General features: G+C 59.4%; 12 protein-coding genes. 4 read left to right on the forward strand and 8 right to left on the reverse strand.

All coding sequences use genetic code 11. The features are described from left to right. Nucleotides 1-262 precede the first annotated feature (262 nt). The 3 genes from uvrB to coaE all read right to left on the reverse strand — a co-directional run bounded on the left by uvrB (nt 263) and on the right by coaE (nt 3,254). Nucleotides 263-2,347, reverse strand: a complete 2,085-nt coding sequence (gene uvrB, locus VJ369_RS14750; RefSeq protein WP_324092812.1) for an excinuclease ABC subunit UvrB — start codon at nt 2,345-2,347, stop codon at nt 263-265. A 62-nt stretch (nt 2,348-2,409) separates the two neighbouring features. After that, nucleotides 2,410-2,664: a hypothetical protein gene (locus tag VJ369_RS14755; protein WP_324092813.1), complete on the reverse strand. Its 255-nt coding sequence runs from the start codon at nt 2,662-2,664 to the stop codon at nt 2,410-2,412. Next, complete coding sequence (coaE, locus tag VJ369_RS14760) at nt 2,664-3,254, reverse strand: dephospho-CoA kinase (RefSeq protein WP_324092814.1); 591 nt, start codon at nt 3,252-3,254, stop codon at nt 2,664-2,666. The genes VJ369_RS14755 and coaE overlap by 1 nt, the downstream gene beginning before the upstream one ends. Before the next feature lie 26 nt (nt 3,255-3,280). On the opposite strand from coaE, the gene VJ369_RS14765 reads away from it, so the two are divergent. The 3 genes from VJ369_RS14765 to VJ369_RS14775 all read left to right on the forward strand — a co-directional run bounded on the left by VJ369_RS14765 (nt 3,281) and on the right by VJ369_RS14775 (nt 6,737). Next, on the forward strand, nt 3,281-3,952 hold the full coding sequence (locus tag VJ369_RS14765) for a YigZ family protein (protein WP_324092815.1): 672 nt from the start codon (nt 3,281-3,283) through the stop codon (nt 3,950-3,952). Continuing rightward, nucleotides 3,949-5,067 (forward strand): class I SAM-dependent methyltransferase, encoded by a 1,119-nt coding sequence (locus VJ369_RS14770; RefSeq protein ID WP_324092816.1) that lies wholly within the window; start codon nt 3,949-3,951, stop codon nt 5,065-5,067. The genes VJ369_RS14765 and VJ369_RS14770 overlap by 4 nt, the downstream gene beginning before the upstream one ends. A 62-nt stretch (nt 5,068-5,129) precedes the next feature. Next, a complete protein-coding gene (locus tag VJ369_RS14775) occupies nt 5,130-6,737 on the forward strand; it encodes a hypothetical protein (protein ID WP_324092817.1) in 1,608 nt (535 codons plus the stop codon). Here the strand turns inward: VJ369_RS14775 and VJ369_RS14780 are convergent. The 5 genes from VJ369_RS14780 to polA form a co-directional block, all read right to left on the reverse strand. Further along, nucleotides 6,734-8,047 (reverse strand): hypothetical protein, encoded by a 1,314-nt coding sequence (locus VJ369_RS14780; protein ID WP_324092818.1) that lies wholly within the window; start codon nt 8,045-8,047, stop codon nt 6,734-6,736. The two genes, VJ369_RS14775 and VJ369_RS14780, sit on opposite strands and share 4 nt — an antisense overlap. Before the next feature lie 237 nt (nt 8,048-8,284). After that, nucleotides 8,285-9,769, reverse strand: a complete 1,485-nt coding sequence (gene rpsA, locus VJ369_RS14785) for a 30S ribosomal protein S1 (protein WP_096253801.1) — start codon at nt 9,767-9,769, stop codon at nt 8,285-8,287. A gap of 253 nt (nt 9,770-10,022) precedes the next feature. Beyond that, the gene (locus tag VJ369_RS14790) at nt 10,023-10,973 is read right to left on the reverse strand and encodes a polysaccharide deacetylase family protein (RefSeq protein WP_324092819.1); all 951 of its coding nucleotides are present in this window, start codon (nt 10,971-10,973) and stop codon (nt 10,023-10,025) included. A 4-nt stretch (nt 10,974-10,977) separates the two neighbouring features. Continuing rightward, nucleotides 10,978-12,276, reverse strand: a complete 1,299-nt coding sequence (locus tag VJ369_RS14795; RefSeq protein ID WP_324092820.1) for a GNAT family N-acetyltransferase — start codon at nt 12,274-12,276, stop codon at nt 10,978-10,980. Nucleotides 12,277-12,391: 115 nt separating this feature from the next. Then, the gene (polA, locus tag VJ369_RS14800) at nt 12,392-15,094 is read right to left on the reverse strand and encodes a DNA polymerase I (protein WP_324092821.1); all 2,703 of its coding nucleotides are present in this window, start codon (nt 15,092-15,094) and stop codon (nt 12,392-12,394) included. Between polA and VJ369_RS14805 the strand changes: the two genes are divergently transcribed. Then, nucleotides 15,093-15,578 carry a hotdog fold thioesterase gene (locus VJ369_RS14805; RefSeq protein WP_324092822.1) on the forward strand — a complete coding sequence of 162 codons (486 nt, stop codon included), beginning with the start codon at nt 15,093-15,095 and terminating at the stop codon, nt 15,576-15,578. The two genes, polA and VJ369_RS14805, sit on opposite strands and share 2 nt — an antisense overlap. The last annotated feature ends 2 nt before the right edge of the window (nt 15,579-15,580 follow it).

Consider the following 15,580-nt stretch of genomic DNA (forward strand, 5'->3'; position numbering starts at 1 on the left):
AGGACAAAGATTCGCAAGTCTCTCCGCCGTCAAGAACTAAATCTTGTTCGGCTGCTGCGCCCGGCGAAGCTTCGATGGTTCGCGTGTTGACGTTCACAGCATTTGGGATACTCCCCTACGTACGAGAGTAAAGTCTAGCGTACAAGCCTTATCCATGACGCGTGATGAATGCCATCACGCACTTCCTGCCCCTCTCTGCGAACCTGAATAACCGTATAACTACTTATCAAACACTAGTTAGCCAGCCAAAGTTAACATCGTGTTACGCGTGGCCGGCATCTTTCATTTGACGCAATTCCTTCTTTAGCTCGCCCACCTCGTCGCGAATACGCGCCGCCAGTTCGAACTGCAGTTCCCCGGCGGCCGCATGCATCTGGGCTGTCATCTCTTCGATCTGACCCAACAGGTCCTCCGCCGGCGCGGCTGCCAAGCCATCCTGACGGATTTTCGAGGACTTTGTGCGCTTCGCGTCCTTGGCCAGCCGATTGTTGTTCAGCAGCTCTTGCGTGTCGGCATCCTCGCGGGCCAGCTGATCGGTGATATCGGCAATCTTCTTGCGTAACGGAGTCGGATCGATACCGTGCTTCTCGTTGTGCGCCCGTTGGATCTCGCGGCGGCGGTTGGTCTCATCAATGGCCTTGTCCATGGCATCGGTGATCTTATCCGCATACATGATCACCTGGCCGGAGACGTTACGCGCAGCACGGCCAATGGTCTGAATCAGCGAGGTCGCCGAACGCAAGAACCCCTGTTTATCGGCGTCCAGAATCGCGACCAGGGAAACCTCCGGCAAGTCCAACCCCTCACGCAGCAGGTTAATTCCCACCAACACGTCATAAGAGCCCATCCGCAATTCACGCAGCAGCTCCACGCGGCGGATCGTATCAACGTCGGAGTGCAGGTACTGCACGCGGACCTGATGTTCGGTGAGGTAATCGGTCAGGTCCTCAGCCATTCGTTTGGTCAGCGTGGTCACCAATACGCGCTCATTACGTTCTACACGCACGCGGATCTCATCGAGCAGGTCATCAATTTGCCCCTTGGTTGGCTTCACGATGATTTCTGGGTCGATCAGTCCTGTTGGACGAATAATCTGCTCCACAAAACCATCGGCCTTGCCCAGCTCATATTTGCCCGGGGTCGCCGAAAGATACACGGTCTGACCGATGCGTTCCAAGAACTCGTCCCACTTCAAAGGCCGGTTATCCATGGCCGAAGGCAGTCGGAACCCGTGCTCCACCAAGGTACGCTTACGCGACATATCCCCCTCATACATCGCACCAATCTGCGGCACGGTGACATGGGACTCATCGATGACCATCAAAAAATCATCGGGGAAATAATCCAGCAAACAGTGCGGCGCACTACCCGATTCACGTCCATCGATATGCCGTGAATAGTTCTCGATGCCGTTGCAGAAGCCCATCTGCTCCATCATTTCCAGGTCATATGTGGTGCGCATGCGCAACCGCTGGGCTTCGACGAGCTTATTTTGCGATTCAAGTTCTTTGAGTCGAGCTGCCAGCTCATCTTCGATGGTTTTAATCGCCTTGTGCATGCGCTCGGCACCGGCAACATAGTGGCTTGCCGGGAAAATGTACATCTCAGTTTCTTCGCGGATCACTTCACCGGTCACCGGGTGCAGGGTGTAGATCGCTTCCACCTCGTCACCGAAGAACTCGATGCGCAGCGCCTGCTCCTCGTACATCGGGATGATCTCCACGGTATCCCCACGCACCCGGAAGGTTCCGCGGTGAAAGTCCATATCGTTGCGCGTGTATTGCATGTTGACGAACTGGCGCAGCATCGCATCGCGGTTTAATTCTTCGCCTTTGCGCACCGTCACCATGCCGGCTACATATTCTTCCGGCGTACCCAAACCGTAAATGCACGAGACCGTTGCCACCACGATCACATCTCTGCGGGTAAGCAACGCGTTGGTCGCCGAGTGGCGTAGCCGCTCCACCTCTTCGTTGACCGAGGAGTCCTTCTCGATAAAGGTATCGGTCTGTGCCACATACGCTTCGGGCTGGTAGTAGTCGTAATAAGACACGAAGTATTCGATCGCGTTATTCGGCATCAGCTCGCGGAATTCATTGGCTAGCTGCGCGGCGAGGGTCTTATTCTGCACCAGCACCAAGGTGGGGCGCTGTACCTGTTCGATCAGCCAGGCGGTGGTAGCGGACTTACCGGTACCCGTAGCGCCGAGCAGCACAATATCTTTTTCGCCGCCGTTGATCCGTTCGGTCAGCTCTTTAATCGCCGTGGGTTGGTCCCCCGCCGGAACATAATCGCTGATGACTTCGAAGGGAGCTACTACACGTTTAATCGGCTGGGCAAGACTCATGAGTCCAGCATAACCAGCGCAACCGACACTCGCCTACGCCTGAGTACCTGCTGAACGTGAAATTACTTGCCGCCCAGGCGCATTCCGGTGCGAATCGCGTTACGCGTGGCGGTCCGGCGAATCTGTGCGCCGAAGAAACCCACGGTAAGCACGGTAGCCGAGAGCAATCCAAGTAAGGCAATCCACCCGGAGATATAAACCACCGGCGAGTACGGACCGTCCGAGGCGACAAATTCAGCGCGTCCGCCAAAGCCCAACCAAAGCACCAGTGCCACAGCAAAACTGACGAGCATCGTCCACTTCGAAATTTTCTGCATCAGCTGTTTATTTCCTTCTCAAATAGTTCGGTCACTTGCGCCTGGAGCTGTTCAAGTGTGCCATCATTCATGAGCAAATGATGGGCGATCGCCGCGCGGTCGGCATCACTGGCCTGCGCGGCCATCCGGGATTCGGCTTCGGCCTCGCTCCACCCGCGGTCTTCAACCATCCGCCGAATCCGCTCTTCATGTGGCGCTTGCACCACCAGCACCAAATCAAAACGATCCGCCTGCCCCGATTCGACGAGCAAGGGGATGTCCTCGACCACTACCGCCTCGCCGCAAGCGGTGGCACGCAGACGGTTAGCCCCGGCGCGGACCAACGGGTGCACGATCGCATTCAGCTTCAGTCGTTGCGCCTCGTCGTTGAAGACCAGCGCGCCGAGGGCCGCCCGGTCCAGCGAACCATCGGGGGCAAAAACCGCCTCGCCAAAGGCCTGCCGGATCTGCGCTAGGCCATCGGTTCCGGGCGCCACCACCTCACGGGCGAGCTTGTCCGCGTCGATTACTACCGCACCCAATTTGGCCAATTGTGTTGCTACTGCCGATTTGCCGGAAGCCACGCCGCCGGTCAGTCCCACATGGATCATGTCTACCACCCTATAAACTAAGTACGATGAACACCAACGACTCGGCCGCGACCAGCTACACGACGCTTCGTGTCGACGCGGTGCATGAGCTCGAAATTAAGCGTTCGCGCTTCATCACCTACTTATACCGGGTGCAGACCGAGGCCGGGGCCCGCGCCCACATCGCTTCCTTACGCAAAACCCATTTTGACGCCCGGCACCACTGCAGCGCCTTCATTCTTGGCCCGGATCGAATGACCCAGCGTTCCAACGACGACGGCGAACCTTCGGGAACCGCCGGGCTGCCGATGCTTGAGGCACTGGCAAAACGCGGCACCAGCAGTGGAACGGATCTTTCCGATATCCTCGCGGTGACCGTACGCTACTTCGGCGGCATCAAACTCGGCGCCGGCGGATTGGTACGCGCCTACTCGGACTCGGTCTCCCAGGCACTATCCCAGGCGAGTCTTTGCACCGTGCAGCGGCTGCGCATCTTTGAGCTAGCTGCCGATCATGGGTGGGCCGCACGCTGGGAAAACGAGCTGCGCTCCGCCGGCTATCAACTCGGCGACACGCACTGGGGTGACGCCCATGCGGTGCTGAGCATCGGCATCAGCGACGAACCAGCCGCCACCGAACAACTGCACACTTTTATCGCCACACTCACCTCCGGCGCCGGGCTGCTCCGCGCTGGCCACACCACCTGGGTGGATTCATGACTCACGAACTGCTGAACAAGCTACGCCGCTGGCCCGAGGTCGAGGGGCAAAACCTCTTCGCCCACGACGCCGCGGACCGGCTCATCCTCGATACCGTTACGCACTGGCCGCCGGCCGTGTCCATCATCGGTGACCACTACGGTGCGCTGAGCCTGGGCGCCCTGGCGGCCGGAGCCACCACGCTGCGGGTGCATACCGATTCGCTGACGTCCCGCCGCGCAATCACCGCCAACCTGCAAGCTCTCGCCCCGCACGCGGTCAAATTCGTTCAATTTGTCCCCCTCGATTCCGTGGCTCAAGACGCTTCGCTGGTATTGCTGCGCCTGCCTCGCGGTCTTGACGTGCTCGACGAGCAAGCCGCAGCTATCGCCTCCGCCTGCGACCCAGCGGCCATTGTGCATGCCGGTGGCATGCTCAAGCATATGAACCGCACGATGAATGAGACGCTCAGCAAATATTTTTCCACCCTCGATGTCTCCCTCGCCCGGCAAAAGGCGCGCGTACTTTCCACCAGCGGCCCGCAGCCGGAGCAATCCGTCCGCGACTACCCGCGCAGCGCCACCCACACCGTCAACGGGACCGAGTTCACCCTGCGCGCCGGGGCTGCCACCTTCGGGGCACAGCGCTTAGATCCGGGCACCCGGTTATTGCTGGAAAACCTGCCCGATCTCAGCGCGCACACCAGCCTGCTCGATCTGGCCTGCGGCAACGGTTCCATCGGTGTGTATGCGGCGCTCAACCACCCGCAGTTGCGCGTCGACGCCTCCGATCATTCGGCCTCCGCGGTAACCTCCACCGGCCTATCCGCGCAGGCCAACGGTCTTGCCAAGCGGATCACCGCGGTACAAGACGACGGACTCAGCCGCCATGCGCCGGCCAGCGCCACATTAATCACGTTGAACCCGCCGTTCCACATCGGCAACACCGTGCACGCGGGGATCGCATTAAAGTTGTTCGATGAGGCCGCCCGCGTCCTTGCCGACGGCGGTGAACTACTCTGCGTGTTCAACTCGCACCTGCGCTACCGCAGCGAACTGACCCGCCGCATCGGCCCCACCACACAGCTGGCGCGCAACGCAACCTTCACCGTGACCCGTTCGATCCGCCGCCGCTAGCCTTATCCACATCCGGCAGCTGAGCTAAATCCCGGGCTCGGCCCCGCGCGCACACTGGCTTTATGACAACGCGGATCATGCAGCTGCTCACCGAGCTGCACACAACCCTGGCCAGCTCGCAGGCGCTTTCCACCTCCGAGCTCATTGCCCTGTCCGCGGTAGCCCCAGAACTTCAATCCGCCATTCGCACTCACCTGAATTCCGTGGCCGATCCTCGGGCCGCACTGCTGCTGGCCGCCGGCACCGAGGCCCTGGCTCATGAAACCGTACGCACCCAGATTCACTGCGCCCACCTCATCGAGGCCACCGGCGCCCACCAACTAGACGTCACCGAGCTTGACGCCCTGCGGACCAACGCCTGTGATCTGGCAGCTGCCCCGATGCTCACCGCTTCCCGCCCCAGCTTTAAGGGCGCGGCCGAGCTGCTCTCCGTCTGGCTCAACCTTGACTTTTTTGAAGCCCGACGCCGGGTGACAGACTCCCACCTGATGATTTGCCAGTTCGATGCCCAAGGTAACCGCTGCCCCGCACAATTCACGGCCCTTGCCAGGCGGTTTAATACCGCTGGTCCGGATCCGCGTGAGACGCTGAGCACGGCTCGCCGTTTAGAAAAGTTCGAACCGGCTGCCGGTGAATTCGACTCCCCCACCACCGCCAGCGCCCAGAATGCCTCCGGCCAACTGCTCGAAGAGGCAGCACTTGAGGTACTAGCCGAGCCAGAACCTAGAACTCGCACCAAAAAATTGAACCGGCTGATCAAATCCGCCAGGGAACAACACGCGGTAACGGACCCACAGTCCGGCGCCGGGGTGTATCGCAAAGGCGAAAGAGACGGTCTGATCATCTATGAGGTACGGCTGATCCCACTGGACGCCGACGGATTCGAGTCGCTGCTCAACCAGGCCGATAACCCACGCACCGCAGCCGGTGCGGCCAGCCGGCAAGCGACCGCCGGGCAATCTCCAGCCACCACCGCCGAACATCCCGATTTTGTGACCGAGGCCGAAGCAGCCAGCGCCACCTGGAATCCGCTCATCGAAGCAAGCGTTGCCCGGCGACGTTTGCAGGCGCTGTTAATGCTGCTGAAGGTCAATGGTCAAAAGCTAAACCAGTTGCTGCTCAAAAATCACGACAGTGAAGCTTCAACGCAGCTGGCGGAACTCGAAAATGCAGAAATTCCGGTAGTCCAGCCCACCATCATGGTTCACCTTTCCTTAGCCGAACTCACCGGTCTGGCCACAACCTACGGGGTCACCGAACATGGCTTCACGCTGCGCCCCGCGGAACTGCGCCAGGCTCTGGCCAGAGCAAAAATCATTCCCCTGGTACTCGGTGGCCGCGGAGAAATTTTGGATATCGGACGCCAACAACGAAATTTCCCGGCCTATATGCGCCGTGCGATCAAGGCCAGAGACCGCGGCTGCATTGTGCCCGGGTGCACCGTTGCCCCCGAACATTGCGAACTGCACCATATTTGGTGGTGGTTCCTTGGCGGGCCGACCGCCGTGCATCTTGGCTGCTGCCTGTGCACCGCGCATCATCACGACGTGCATGCGGGAATCTTCAAGGTCATCTCCAATGGCGGCCTGCCCCAGGTGATCCTGCCCAAATTTATGGACCCTGCCCAAAGGCCACGTCGCAATACGATCAATGACCGCCCCGAGGTTTAGCGCACCGGGTGGTCAACAAGAAATGGTCGTTGCCCAGCCACGCGCACCGCATATCCAGTCAGTCCCAGCGCACCCAGCGGAATCTGATCCAACACCCGCATCGCGGCGGGGTTAAAATCCTCTACCACCAGTGGGGTATCAACACAGTTTCGCCATGACATTTTTCGCTTGGCCCGGCACAGTGGTTCGGTGGCTCGCTTCGGGAGGTAGTTCGCCGGCGCAACACTCCCCTGCCCGAACACCGTGTTTACCTGCAAACGCACCGGCTTGGAGTCCCACCCGCTGAACCCGGCGATCACCAGTCGATCAGTTTTTCGCAGCAATCGGTCATTGGCATGTTCGCCGTACACCCACGGCTGATCGGCAATCCGAGTAAATTCAGCCTCGCTTAACGCGTTGACCGCTGCCACCCCGTGCACCGCACACCGATCCAAACATTCAACAAACTGCTCATATTCGCTGCTCTTGGAATCTTCAGTGGGGTCGGTACATTCACATCGCACGCCGTTTTCCGGTTCGCGTGCCACTGAGGCGCCGATCGCCACAAAACTTAGCGGCCCTAAATCGCTGGCCAACGGGACTTCCAGCGCAATATGCCCCACGATGCCCTGTTCGACCCAACGAACCAATAACACGATCAGGCACAGTCCCAGTGCTACGCTTCCGATCAAGAACCCGTCGATGCGCGCCGGATCCAGGTCGGAAAATACCTGCTCGGCATCGGTGAGGAACTGCCAGGTGAGCTTCAGCAGCGGGTAGAGGATCGAGCCTAAGGCCAAATACCAGAGAGTGCTCGGCAGATGCCGGTAGACGCGCAATTGTCGTAATTGTTCGCTCGGGATCAGCACCGTGGAGGTCGCATGTGCTCGCCATCGGCGCAGTCTGAGGATCAGCCGCCACTGGTTGATCATTCCGCTGAGCGCCAGCAGCACAAACCACCCCGCACATCCCAGCACTACCAGTTGCGCGATTCCCGTTGGCTGCAAGATGAGGTAAAGCGTGGCGGTTGCAGCCAGAGCCAACCACGGGGCGATCCGCGCGGCGGCCCACATGATCGCGATACAGGCGGCAATGACCGAGAAGGTCAGCAGTTTTCCGACTTCCATCTCTGGTCGTTGCGGGAAAGCGAAACGAAACAGGTAGACGTTCAAAGCTATTAACGGAATCCAGCTGGCAAGGATCACCAGCATATTGGGCAGCGCCCCAGGCACCTCGCGCCACTCATCGATGCCGACCGAGTAAAAAGGTACCAGCTTCCCCTCGGTGGCAAGATCACCAATCAAAGCGTTGCTGCTCTTTGCCTGCTTCATGCTTATCCCTCACCGGCCCCGACTTGGAGACCCACAGGATTTAGTCTATAGCTGTTACATTCTGCGCGCACTCCATCTTTGGGTCGATCTGCAGGCTTCACACTCAGCACGAAGGATGACTAGCAATTCACCAGCGATGCATCTGATTAAGCAGAAAAGGTCCAACCCGCAATGGGTTGGACCTTCTCATTCAGCGTCTACTCAGCTCTTCGCTAAGCTCACGAGCACTAATCGAAATTAGTTGCCGGTCAGCTTTTCGCGCAGTGCAGCCAATGCTTCGTCCGAAGCCAGGGTGCCTGCATCGGTGGCTGGTGCCTCCGAGGAGTACGATGCTGGAGCAGCAGCTGACGAACCGCCGGTAGCGGCTGGTTCTGCTTCTGCTTCTGCATCGGCAGCGATTGCAGCAACAACCTGCTTCTTGTGTGCTTCCCAACGCTCCTGAGCGGAAGCGTACTGTGCTTCCCAAGCCGAACGCTGGGTGTCGAAGCCTTCGAGCCATTCGTTGGTCTCTGGATCGAAGCCCTCTGGGTACTTGTAGTTGCCCTCTTCGTCGTACTCTGCGGCCATGCCGTAGAGAGCTGGATCGAATTCGGTACCCTCTGGGTCCACGCCTTCGTTAGCCTGCTTGAGCGACAGCGAGATGCGGCGGCGTTCCAGGTCGATGTCGATGACCTTGACGAACAGCTCGTCACCCACGGAGACAACCTGCTCGGCCAACTCAACGTGGCGCACTGCAAGCTCGGAGATGTGGACAAGGCCTTCGATGCCGTCTTCGACGCGAACGAACGCACCGAAAGGAACCAGCTTGGTGACCTTACCTGGTACAACCTGGCCCAGCGCGTGAGTGCGGGCGAAGGTCTGCCAAGGATCTTCCTGGGTAGCCTTCAGCGACAGCGAAACGCGCTCGCGGTCCAGATCGACTTCGAGAACCTCTACGGTTACTTCCTGGCCAACTTCGACAACCTCTGATGGGTGGTCGATGTGCTTCCAGGACAGCTCGGAAACGTGGACGAGACCGTCTACGCCGCCAAGGTCCACGAATGCACCGAAGTTGACGATGGAGGAAACAACGCCCGGACGAACCTGGCCCTTTTCCAACTTGTTGAGGAAGGTCGAGCGAACCTCAGACTGGGTCTGCTCGAGCCATGCACGGCGGGAAAGAACAACGTTGTTGCGGTTCTTGTCCAGCTCGATGATCTTGGCTTCGATTTCCTGACCGATGTACGGTGCCAGGTCGCGCACACGGCGCATCTCGACGAGCGATGCTGGCAAGAAGCCACGCAGGCCGATGTCCAGGATGAGGCCACCCTTGACAACCTCGATGACGGTACCGGTAACGACACCGTCTTCTTCCTTGATCTTTTCGATGTCGCCCCAGGCACGCTCGTACTGAGCGCGCTTCTTGGACAAGATCAGACGGCCTTCCTTATCTTCCTTGGTCAGAACCAAGGCTTCGACGTTGTCGCCAACAGCGACAACGTCGCCTGGGTCAACATCGTGCTTGATGGAAAGCTCGCGGGAAGGGATGACACCTTCGGTCTTGTAACCGATGTCGAGCAGAACTTCGTCGTGGTCAACCTTAACAACGACGCCTTCGACGAGGTCACCATCATTGAAGTACTTGATGGTGGCGTCGACTGCGGCCAGGAAGTCCTCAGCAGATCCAATGTCGTTAATCGCAACGACTGGTGCGCTGTTGTTCTCGTTCGAGGTGATGGTCATGTAGTAGGGACTCCGTTGTGGATAGATTTGATCAGTCGAAACCCCGGAAGTCCCGGAGTTTCGAGTGGGTAAAGTTTACCTGCGGACATGGCAAAGCCATGACACGCCTTCCTAAGTCTACGCGCCGGGCTAAGCGCGGGTCAAAGCGTAAACGTCTAAGATCGACAGCTTCACTTTGTGAGCTTCCTTACGTTTAGGCTTTTCCATTGCCCGATCCGCGGGCATCCGCTCACACACTCCGCTCCCCGCCGCCTCAAGCAGCGGTGAGCCGGAGGACCTTTATCCCGTTGTCCGCCAGCTTCTTCAGCCCACGATCTATTCCGCGTGCGGTCCCAGAATTCGGCTGATTAAAGTGCCCGATCCCCACATCCCCGGGCTTCATCGCGCTCACCTGCGCGGCAACACTCGCTGCCGGGAACGTCGCCCCAGCATCCATATTCACGGTGAAGTTCATCGGCACTAACCCCAGTTTCCGGCAGAGGGCCACACCCACCTGATCCATATGCGCCGTCCCCGAACGGAAGAAACGAGCCTGGACGTCAAATTCCTGCGCCAAATATCGCTGATTGAGCACAATTTCGTCATAGGCCTGCGCGACAGACCCGGTGCCCGGTATTCCATACGCCTGCTGCCCAGCAACACTGAGCGGGGCATGTTTGGTGCCGTGATTTGCGATCTCAAATAAGGGATCTGCGATCAGCTCGGTGAGCAATTTCGGGTTACTCCGTGCCCACCGCTGATTGACGAACAACGTGGCCGGGGTTTTATGTGTGCGCAATACTTCGATCAACTGATGATCCATTTTGCTGCCATGGGCTCCCCCGCAGGCATCAAAGGTCAGCGCCACGCCCTGCACCCCGGAGGGCAGCGCGAGCTGAATACCCGGTATCTCAAGTCCGAATTGCCCTGGCGCACGCTGGCCAAACTGGGCCGTCGCTTCTTTTTTGCTCAAACTAGGGCTGAACAACGGTTCCGCGCTCGCGCTGGCCTTCGTCGGGTCTGACGCTGGCACGGAGGCACTGGCTGTCGCCGGTGCAGATGCCTGCCCGGCAGCCGACGTTGCTGAGTTTTCGGGCGACTTCGTGCATCCGCTCAGCGCCGCCAAACCTAGCAGACCCACCGCTCCGGCACCGCCGCCCAAAGCAAAGCGTAACAACCGACGACGTGACAACCCAGCGTTCACTACTGGTGTATTTGACTGCATGGGGTTAAAAATCCACCTGGCAATAGGGTGCTTGCCGGCCAGCAAAGACCCGATCAAGCACGGTGAGCAGCTGCGGTGCAGCGGTCTCCAGCAATCCGGCTTCGGCCAACTGTGTGGCGCTGCGGGTGCCCAAATAAAGACTGGCCAACTCGCGGCAATCAAGCCAGACCTCAGGATCTTGGCCTTCGACGCGCGCCACCACCATGTTCCCGTCGACAACTTGCAGCTGCCAGGTCCCAGCGGTATAACCCAGCTCGTCACGCACCGAGATCACCAGCTGCGCATGACCGTGGTATGTGCGCTGCGACAGCGCGGCCGGCAGATCCAAAATACGCAACCACAGGTGATCATCGCGACCGAGCACCCGGTAGGCTCGCGGGTTTTCAAGCGCGATCGGCAACACATCATCAACCGGAGCAGAGCCGGCCACGCGTTTGATCAGGTCGTGTGCGCCCAAATAGTCAAGCAGCTCAAGGCGGGCGGCACCATTAGTAGTGCACAAGGTTTTCACCGACATCGTGGCTGGTTCTTTGGCCCACCCATCAAAAGTGTAGGTCAAATACCCATCGGCGGTTCCTTGGGCGTCATAATGCACCGCGGCGCGCAGATTTTTCACCGGTTTGAGGTTCCCGTGGTTTTCCCACGCCCCGGTATCGCGCCCGATATCGAAGCTCCGGTGGCTGACCGCCCCCACGGTGCGGCGCTGATGCTCAACGCGCAGCGCCAGCATCAGCTCCTCGATGCTGGCCGGATCCACTGCTACGACGCTTCCGGTATGCGGCCGGCGCAGCCGCGCCCCCTGCGCAACATCCAGTTCAAAACGGCACTGCTCGGCTGCCAGGCCGAACCCGAATCGCCCGTAGATTGTGGCTTCGGTGGCGGTCAACACGGCCACCGGCACCCCTGCACGCTCGGCCTGCTCCAGGTGCGCGGTGATCATCGAGCGCAATATTCCGCGCCGTCGATGCGTCGGGCTCACCGTCACCGCGGTAATCTGGTGCACCGCCAGGTTCTTGCGCCCGCCGACATTGAGCGTCCCGGGATAATACTGGTACGTGCCCACCGGGTCACTGACATGCAAACTTGGCGCGAGCGCCGAGCGATCGTAGGCCCCGATGTACTGCACACCGTCCTTCAGGTCCATCTCGGCCAGAATCTTCTCGCTGTCCGCATCCGTGCCGGGGTCGTGAAAACCCCGCCCGACGGCACGCGAAAAGGACACCCAACGTTCCTCAGGTCCCCGGGCTACCTGTTCGGCAGCAAAAAATTCGAGGTCAATGCCCTGGGGTATCGCAGAACTCATGGTTTGTACCTTTCGCAGGCTGACCGGTGGGCAACCCTGAATGCTGTGGGTTCACAGCCGCCGGCGCGCACCCAAAATGGGGCACCCCGGCGGCCGTGAATATTCTGAACTGGCTTTAGTGCTCCGCCTCATGCCAGGACTTGCCGATGCCCGGCTGGACGTCCAACGGCACCAGCAGGTCCGCGGCCTGGCTCATTTCGTGCGTGACCAATTCCTGGACCGCGTCCAGCTCGCCGGCCGAAATCTCCAGCACCAATTCATCGTGCACCTGCAGGAGCATCCGCGATTTGAACGATCCTTCGCGCAACCGCTGCGAAATCTTCAGCATCGCGACCTTGAGCAGATCCGCTGCCGAACCCTGAATCGGTGCGTTTAATGCCGCACGTTCGGCAATATCACGCAAACGTCGATCCGAGCTGTTCAGTTCCGGCAGGTACCGGCGCCGGCCGAAGATAGTCTCCGTGTACCCGTCCTTGCGCGCCTGGTCAACCACCGCACGCAGGTAGGTGCGCACCGCACCAAAGCGTGCAAAGTAGTCCTTCATCAGCGTGCGCGCCTCGTCCACGGAAATCTTCAGCTGCTTGGACAGCCCAAAGGAGCTCAGCCCATAAGCCAACCCGTAGCTCATCGCCTTGACCTTGGACCGCATCTCGGAGCTCACTTCCGCAGGACTCACCCCAAAGACGTGCGAACCGACATAGCGGTGCAGGTCCTCGCCGCTTTCATAGGCTTCGATCAGCCCTTCGTCCCCGGACAGGTGCGCCATAATACGCATTTCGATCTGCGAATAGTCAACGGTCAGCAGGGTTTCGTAGCCCTCGCCGACGATGAACACGTCGCGGATACGCCGGCCCTCTTCGGAACGGATCGGAATGTTCTGCAAATTCGGGTTCAGGCTGGACAGCCGCCCGGTGGCCGCCACCGTCTGCGCGTAGGTGGTGTGAATCCGGCCATCGTCACCGATGGATTTCAGCAGCCCTTCCACGGTCTGGCGTAGCTTAATCGCCTCGCGGTACGCCATCAGCGCGACCAGGAATGGGTGCTGGGTTTTCACCAGCAAATCCTGCAAGGATTCGGCATCGGTAGTGAAACCGGTTTTGATTTTTTTCGTCTTCGGCAGATCCAGCTCTTCAAACAAGACCACCTGCAGCTGCTTCGGGCTTGAGAGGTTCACCTCGTGGCCGATTGACTCGTAGGCTTCCTTCGTGGCCTGCTCAACCTGCCCGGTGAAATGCGCATTGAGTTCGTCCAAGCGTTCACGGCTCACCGCAATGCCCGCACGTTCCATATCAAAGAGCACGTCGATCAGCGGCAGTTCCATCTCGGCGGCCAGCTGCGCTGCATGCTTCTCGGCAACCTTAATCGCCAAGAACGCGGAGAGGTCAAAGATTGCCTGCGCCTGCGCGAGCGTCGGTTCGGCCAGATCCGCGGTCAACCCGAGATCCAGCTCCCCCTTCTTCGCCGGTTTGGGCACCGGCACCGTGTACTTCAGGTGGTATTGCACCAAATCGACCAGCTCATGGCTGCGCCGATCAGGCTGAATCAGATATGCGCTAATCAGCGTGTCATCGCCAAGTCCGGCGACAATAAAACCACGTTCGATCAACCGGTGCTTGGCAAGCTTGGCATCATGGAAGATCTTCGGTGCCTGCCCATCGGCCAAGAAATCGGCCAGCACCTTTTCGCTGTCCTCATCCAGCCCGGCCAGTTCAAGCCAGATCGCCTTACCCTCGCGGAATAGCGCCACGCCGACCGCTTCTGCGCCGGTCACCGCCAACTGCACCGCAATCGGCGCGCCCTGCCCGGCGGCAATAAACTCACCCAAAGCGCCCGCGTCTTTCGCTTCCAGAAGTTCAAAAACCGCCGCTTCGGGCTGCTCTTCATCTTCTTCCGCGGCAAACAGGTCAAAGAGTCGCTTGCGCAGGGTGTTAAATTCCAGTGCGTTAAAGAGGTTTTCGATCTCTTCGCGGTTTGGTGCCACCAACTCGGTTTCCTCCAAGGTCACCGGCAGTTCCAAATCGTGGCGCAACTGGTTCAACCGACGGTTACGCGTCACGTTATCCACGTGGGCGCGCAAAGACTCGCCGACCTTACCCTTGATGGATTCCGCGTTCTCCAGAATTCCGTCCAGATCGCCGTAGAGGGTCAGCCACTTCGCTGCGGTTTTAGGTCCTACCCCGGGCACACCTGGCAAGTTATCGGCGGTTTCGCCCACTAGTGCGGCCAGGTCCGAGTAACGCTCGGGGCGTACAAAGTATTTGGCTTCCACCGCTTCGGCGTCCATCGGTGGAATGTCGCTAATACCCTTCTTCGGGTAGAGCACCAAGGTCCGGTCGGTGATCAGCTGGAACGCGTCACGGTCCCCGGAAACCACCAGTACCTCGAAGCCGGCTTCTTCACCCCTGGTGGCCATGGTGGCCAGAATATCGTCGGCCTCAAAACTTTCCAGCGTGATGCTTGGAATGTTCATCGCCTTCATCACCTGCGCGATGAGGTCGATCTGGCCGTAGAACTCCTCGGGAGTCTTGTTGCGCCCACCTTTGTATTCGGTGTACTCCAGGGAACGGAAGGTGGGGGTGTCCAGGTCGAAGGCCACCGCGACGTGCGTGGGCTTCTGTTGGCGGATCATCGTCAACAGCATGGAGACGAATCCGTGGACGGCATTTGTATGCTGGCCGGTGCTTGTCGCAAAGTTTTCGGCGGGCAGCGCATAGAACGCGCGGAAGGCCATCGAATGCCCATCGATGATCAGAAGTTTCTTATCCGACGCAGATGTCGTTTTGGTAGTTTCGCTCACGCCTTTTAGCCTAGTTGTCATGAGCGACAATTACACTTCTCACGCCGAGCAATCTTCAGCACATCCTTTTGCGGACCAATTAACCAAGCACGGTGTGCCCCGGGCAATGTGGCCTGCATTGCACGGACACGGTGTGGGCACGCTGGTAGAGAAGCTGGATATTCACTTCTCCGAGTTCAGCGTCGACCGTGTCACGGCCACCATGCCTGTGGCTGGCAACACGCAGGTAGTGGGAATTTTGCACGGCGGTGCCTCGGCCGCATTGGCCGAGACTTTAGGCTCGATGGCCGCCGCGCTGCATGGTGCAGGCAAGACCAACCCGGTCGGTGTTGATCTGAACATCACCCACCATAAGGCCGGGCGCGCAGGACTGGTCACCGGTGTGTGCACCCCGATTCATTTGGGCAGGCGCATCACCACCCATGAAATCATCATCACCAACGATGACGGCCAGCGGGTGGCCACCGCCCGAATCACCAACATGCTCTTGCCCGTGAACAGCTGACT

It is taken from the genome of Glutamicibacter sp. (assembly GCF_035257265.1).
Taxonomy (GTDB): Bacteria; Actinomycetota; Actinomycetes; order Actinomycetales; family Micrococcaceae; genus Glutamicibacter.

Bases quoted from the DNA above. Each gene is read 5' to 3' on its own strand.
- uvrB (WP_324092812.1), bottom strand. From the start codon at position 2,347: ATGAGTCTTGCCCAGCCGATTAAACGTGTAGTAGCTCCCTTCGAAGTC.
- VJ369_RS14755 (WP_324092813.1), bottom strand. From the start codon at position 2,664: ATGCAGAAAATTTCGAAGTGGACGATGCTCGTCAGTTTTGCTGTGGCA.
- coaE (WP_324092814.1), bottom strand. From the start codon at position 3,254: ATGATCCATGTGGGACTGACCGGCGGCGTGGCTTCCGGCAAATCGGCA.
- VJ369_RS14765 (WP_324092815.1), top strand. From the start codon at position 3,281: ATGAACACCAACGACTCGGCCGCGACCAGCTACACGACGCTTCGTGTC.
- VJ369_RS14770 (WP_324092816.1), top strand. From the start codon at position 3,949: ATGACTCACGAACTGCTGAACAAGCTACGCCGCTGGCCCGAGGTCGAG.
- VJ369_RS14775 (WP_324092817.1), top strand. From the start codon at position 5,130: ATGACAACGCGGATCATGCAGCTGCTCACCGAGCTGCACACAACCCTG.
- VJ369_RS14780 (WP_324092818.1), bottom strand. From the start codon at position 8,047: ATGAAGCAGGCAAAGAGCAGCAACGCTTTGATTGGTGATCTTGCCACC.
- rpsA (WP_096253801.1), bottom strand. From the start codon at position 9,769: ATGACCATCACCTCGAACGAGAACAACAGCGCACCAGTCGTTGCGATT.
- VJ369_RS14790 (WP_324092819.1), bottom strand. From the start codon at position 10,973: ATGCAGTCAAATACACCAGTAGTGAACGCTGGGTTGTCACGTCGTCGG.
- VJ369_RS14795 (WP_324092820.1), bottom strand. From the start codon at position 12,276: ATGAGTTCTGCGATACCCCAGGGCATTGACCTCGAATTTTTTGCTGCC.
- VJ369_RS14805 (WP_324092822.1), top strand. From the start codon at position 15,093: ATGAGCGACAATTACACTTCTCACGCCGAGCAATCTTCAGCACATCCT.
- polA (WP_324092821.1), bottom strand. From the start codon at position 15,094: ATGACAACTAGGCTAAAAGGCGTGAGCGAAACTACCAAAACGACATCT.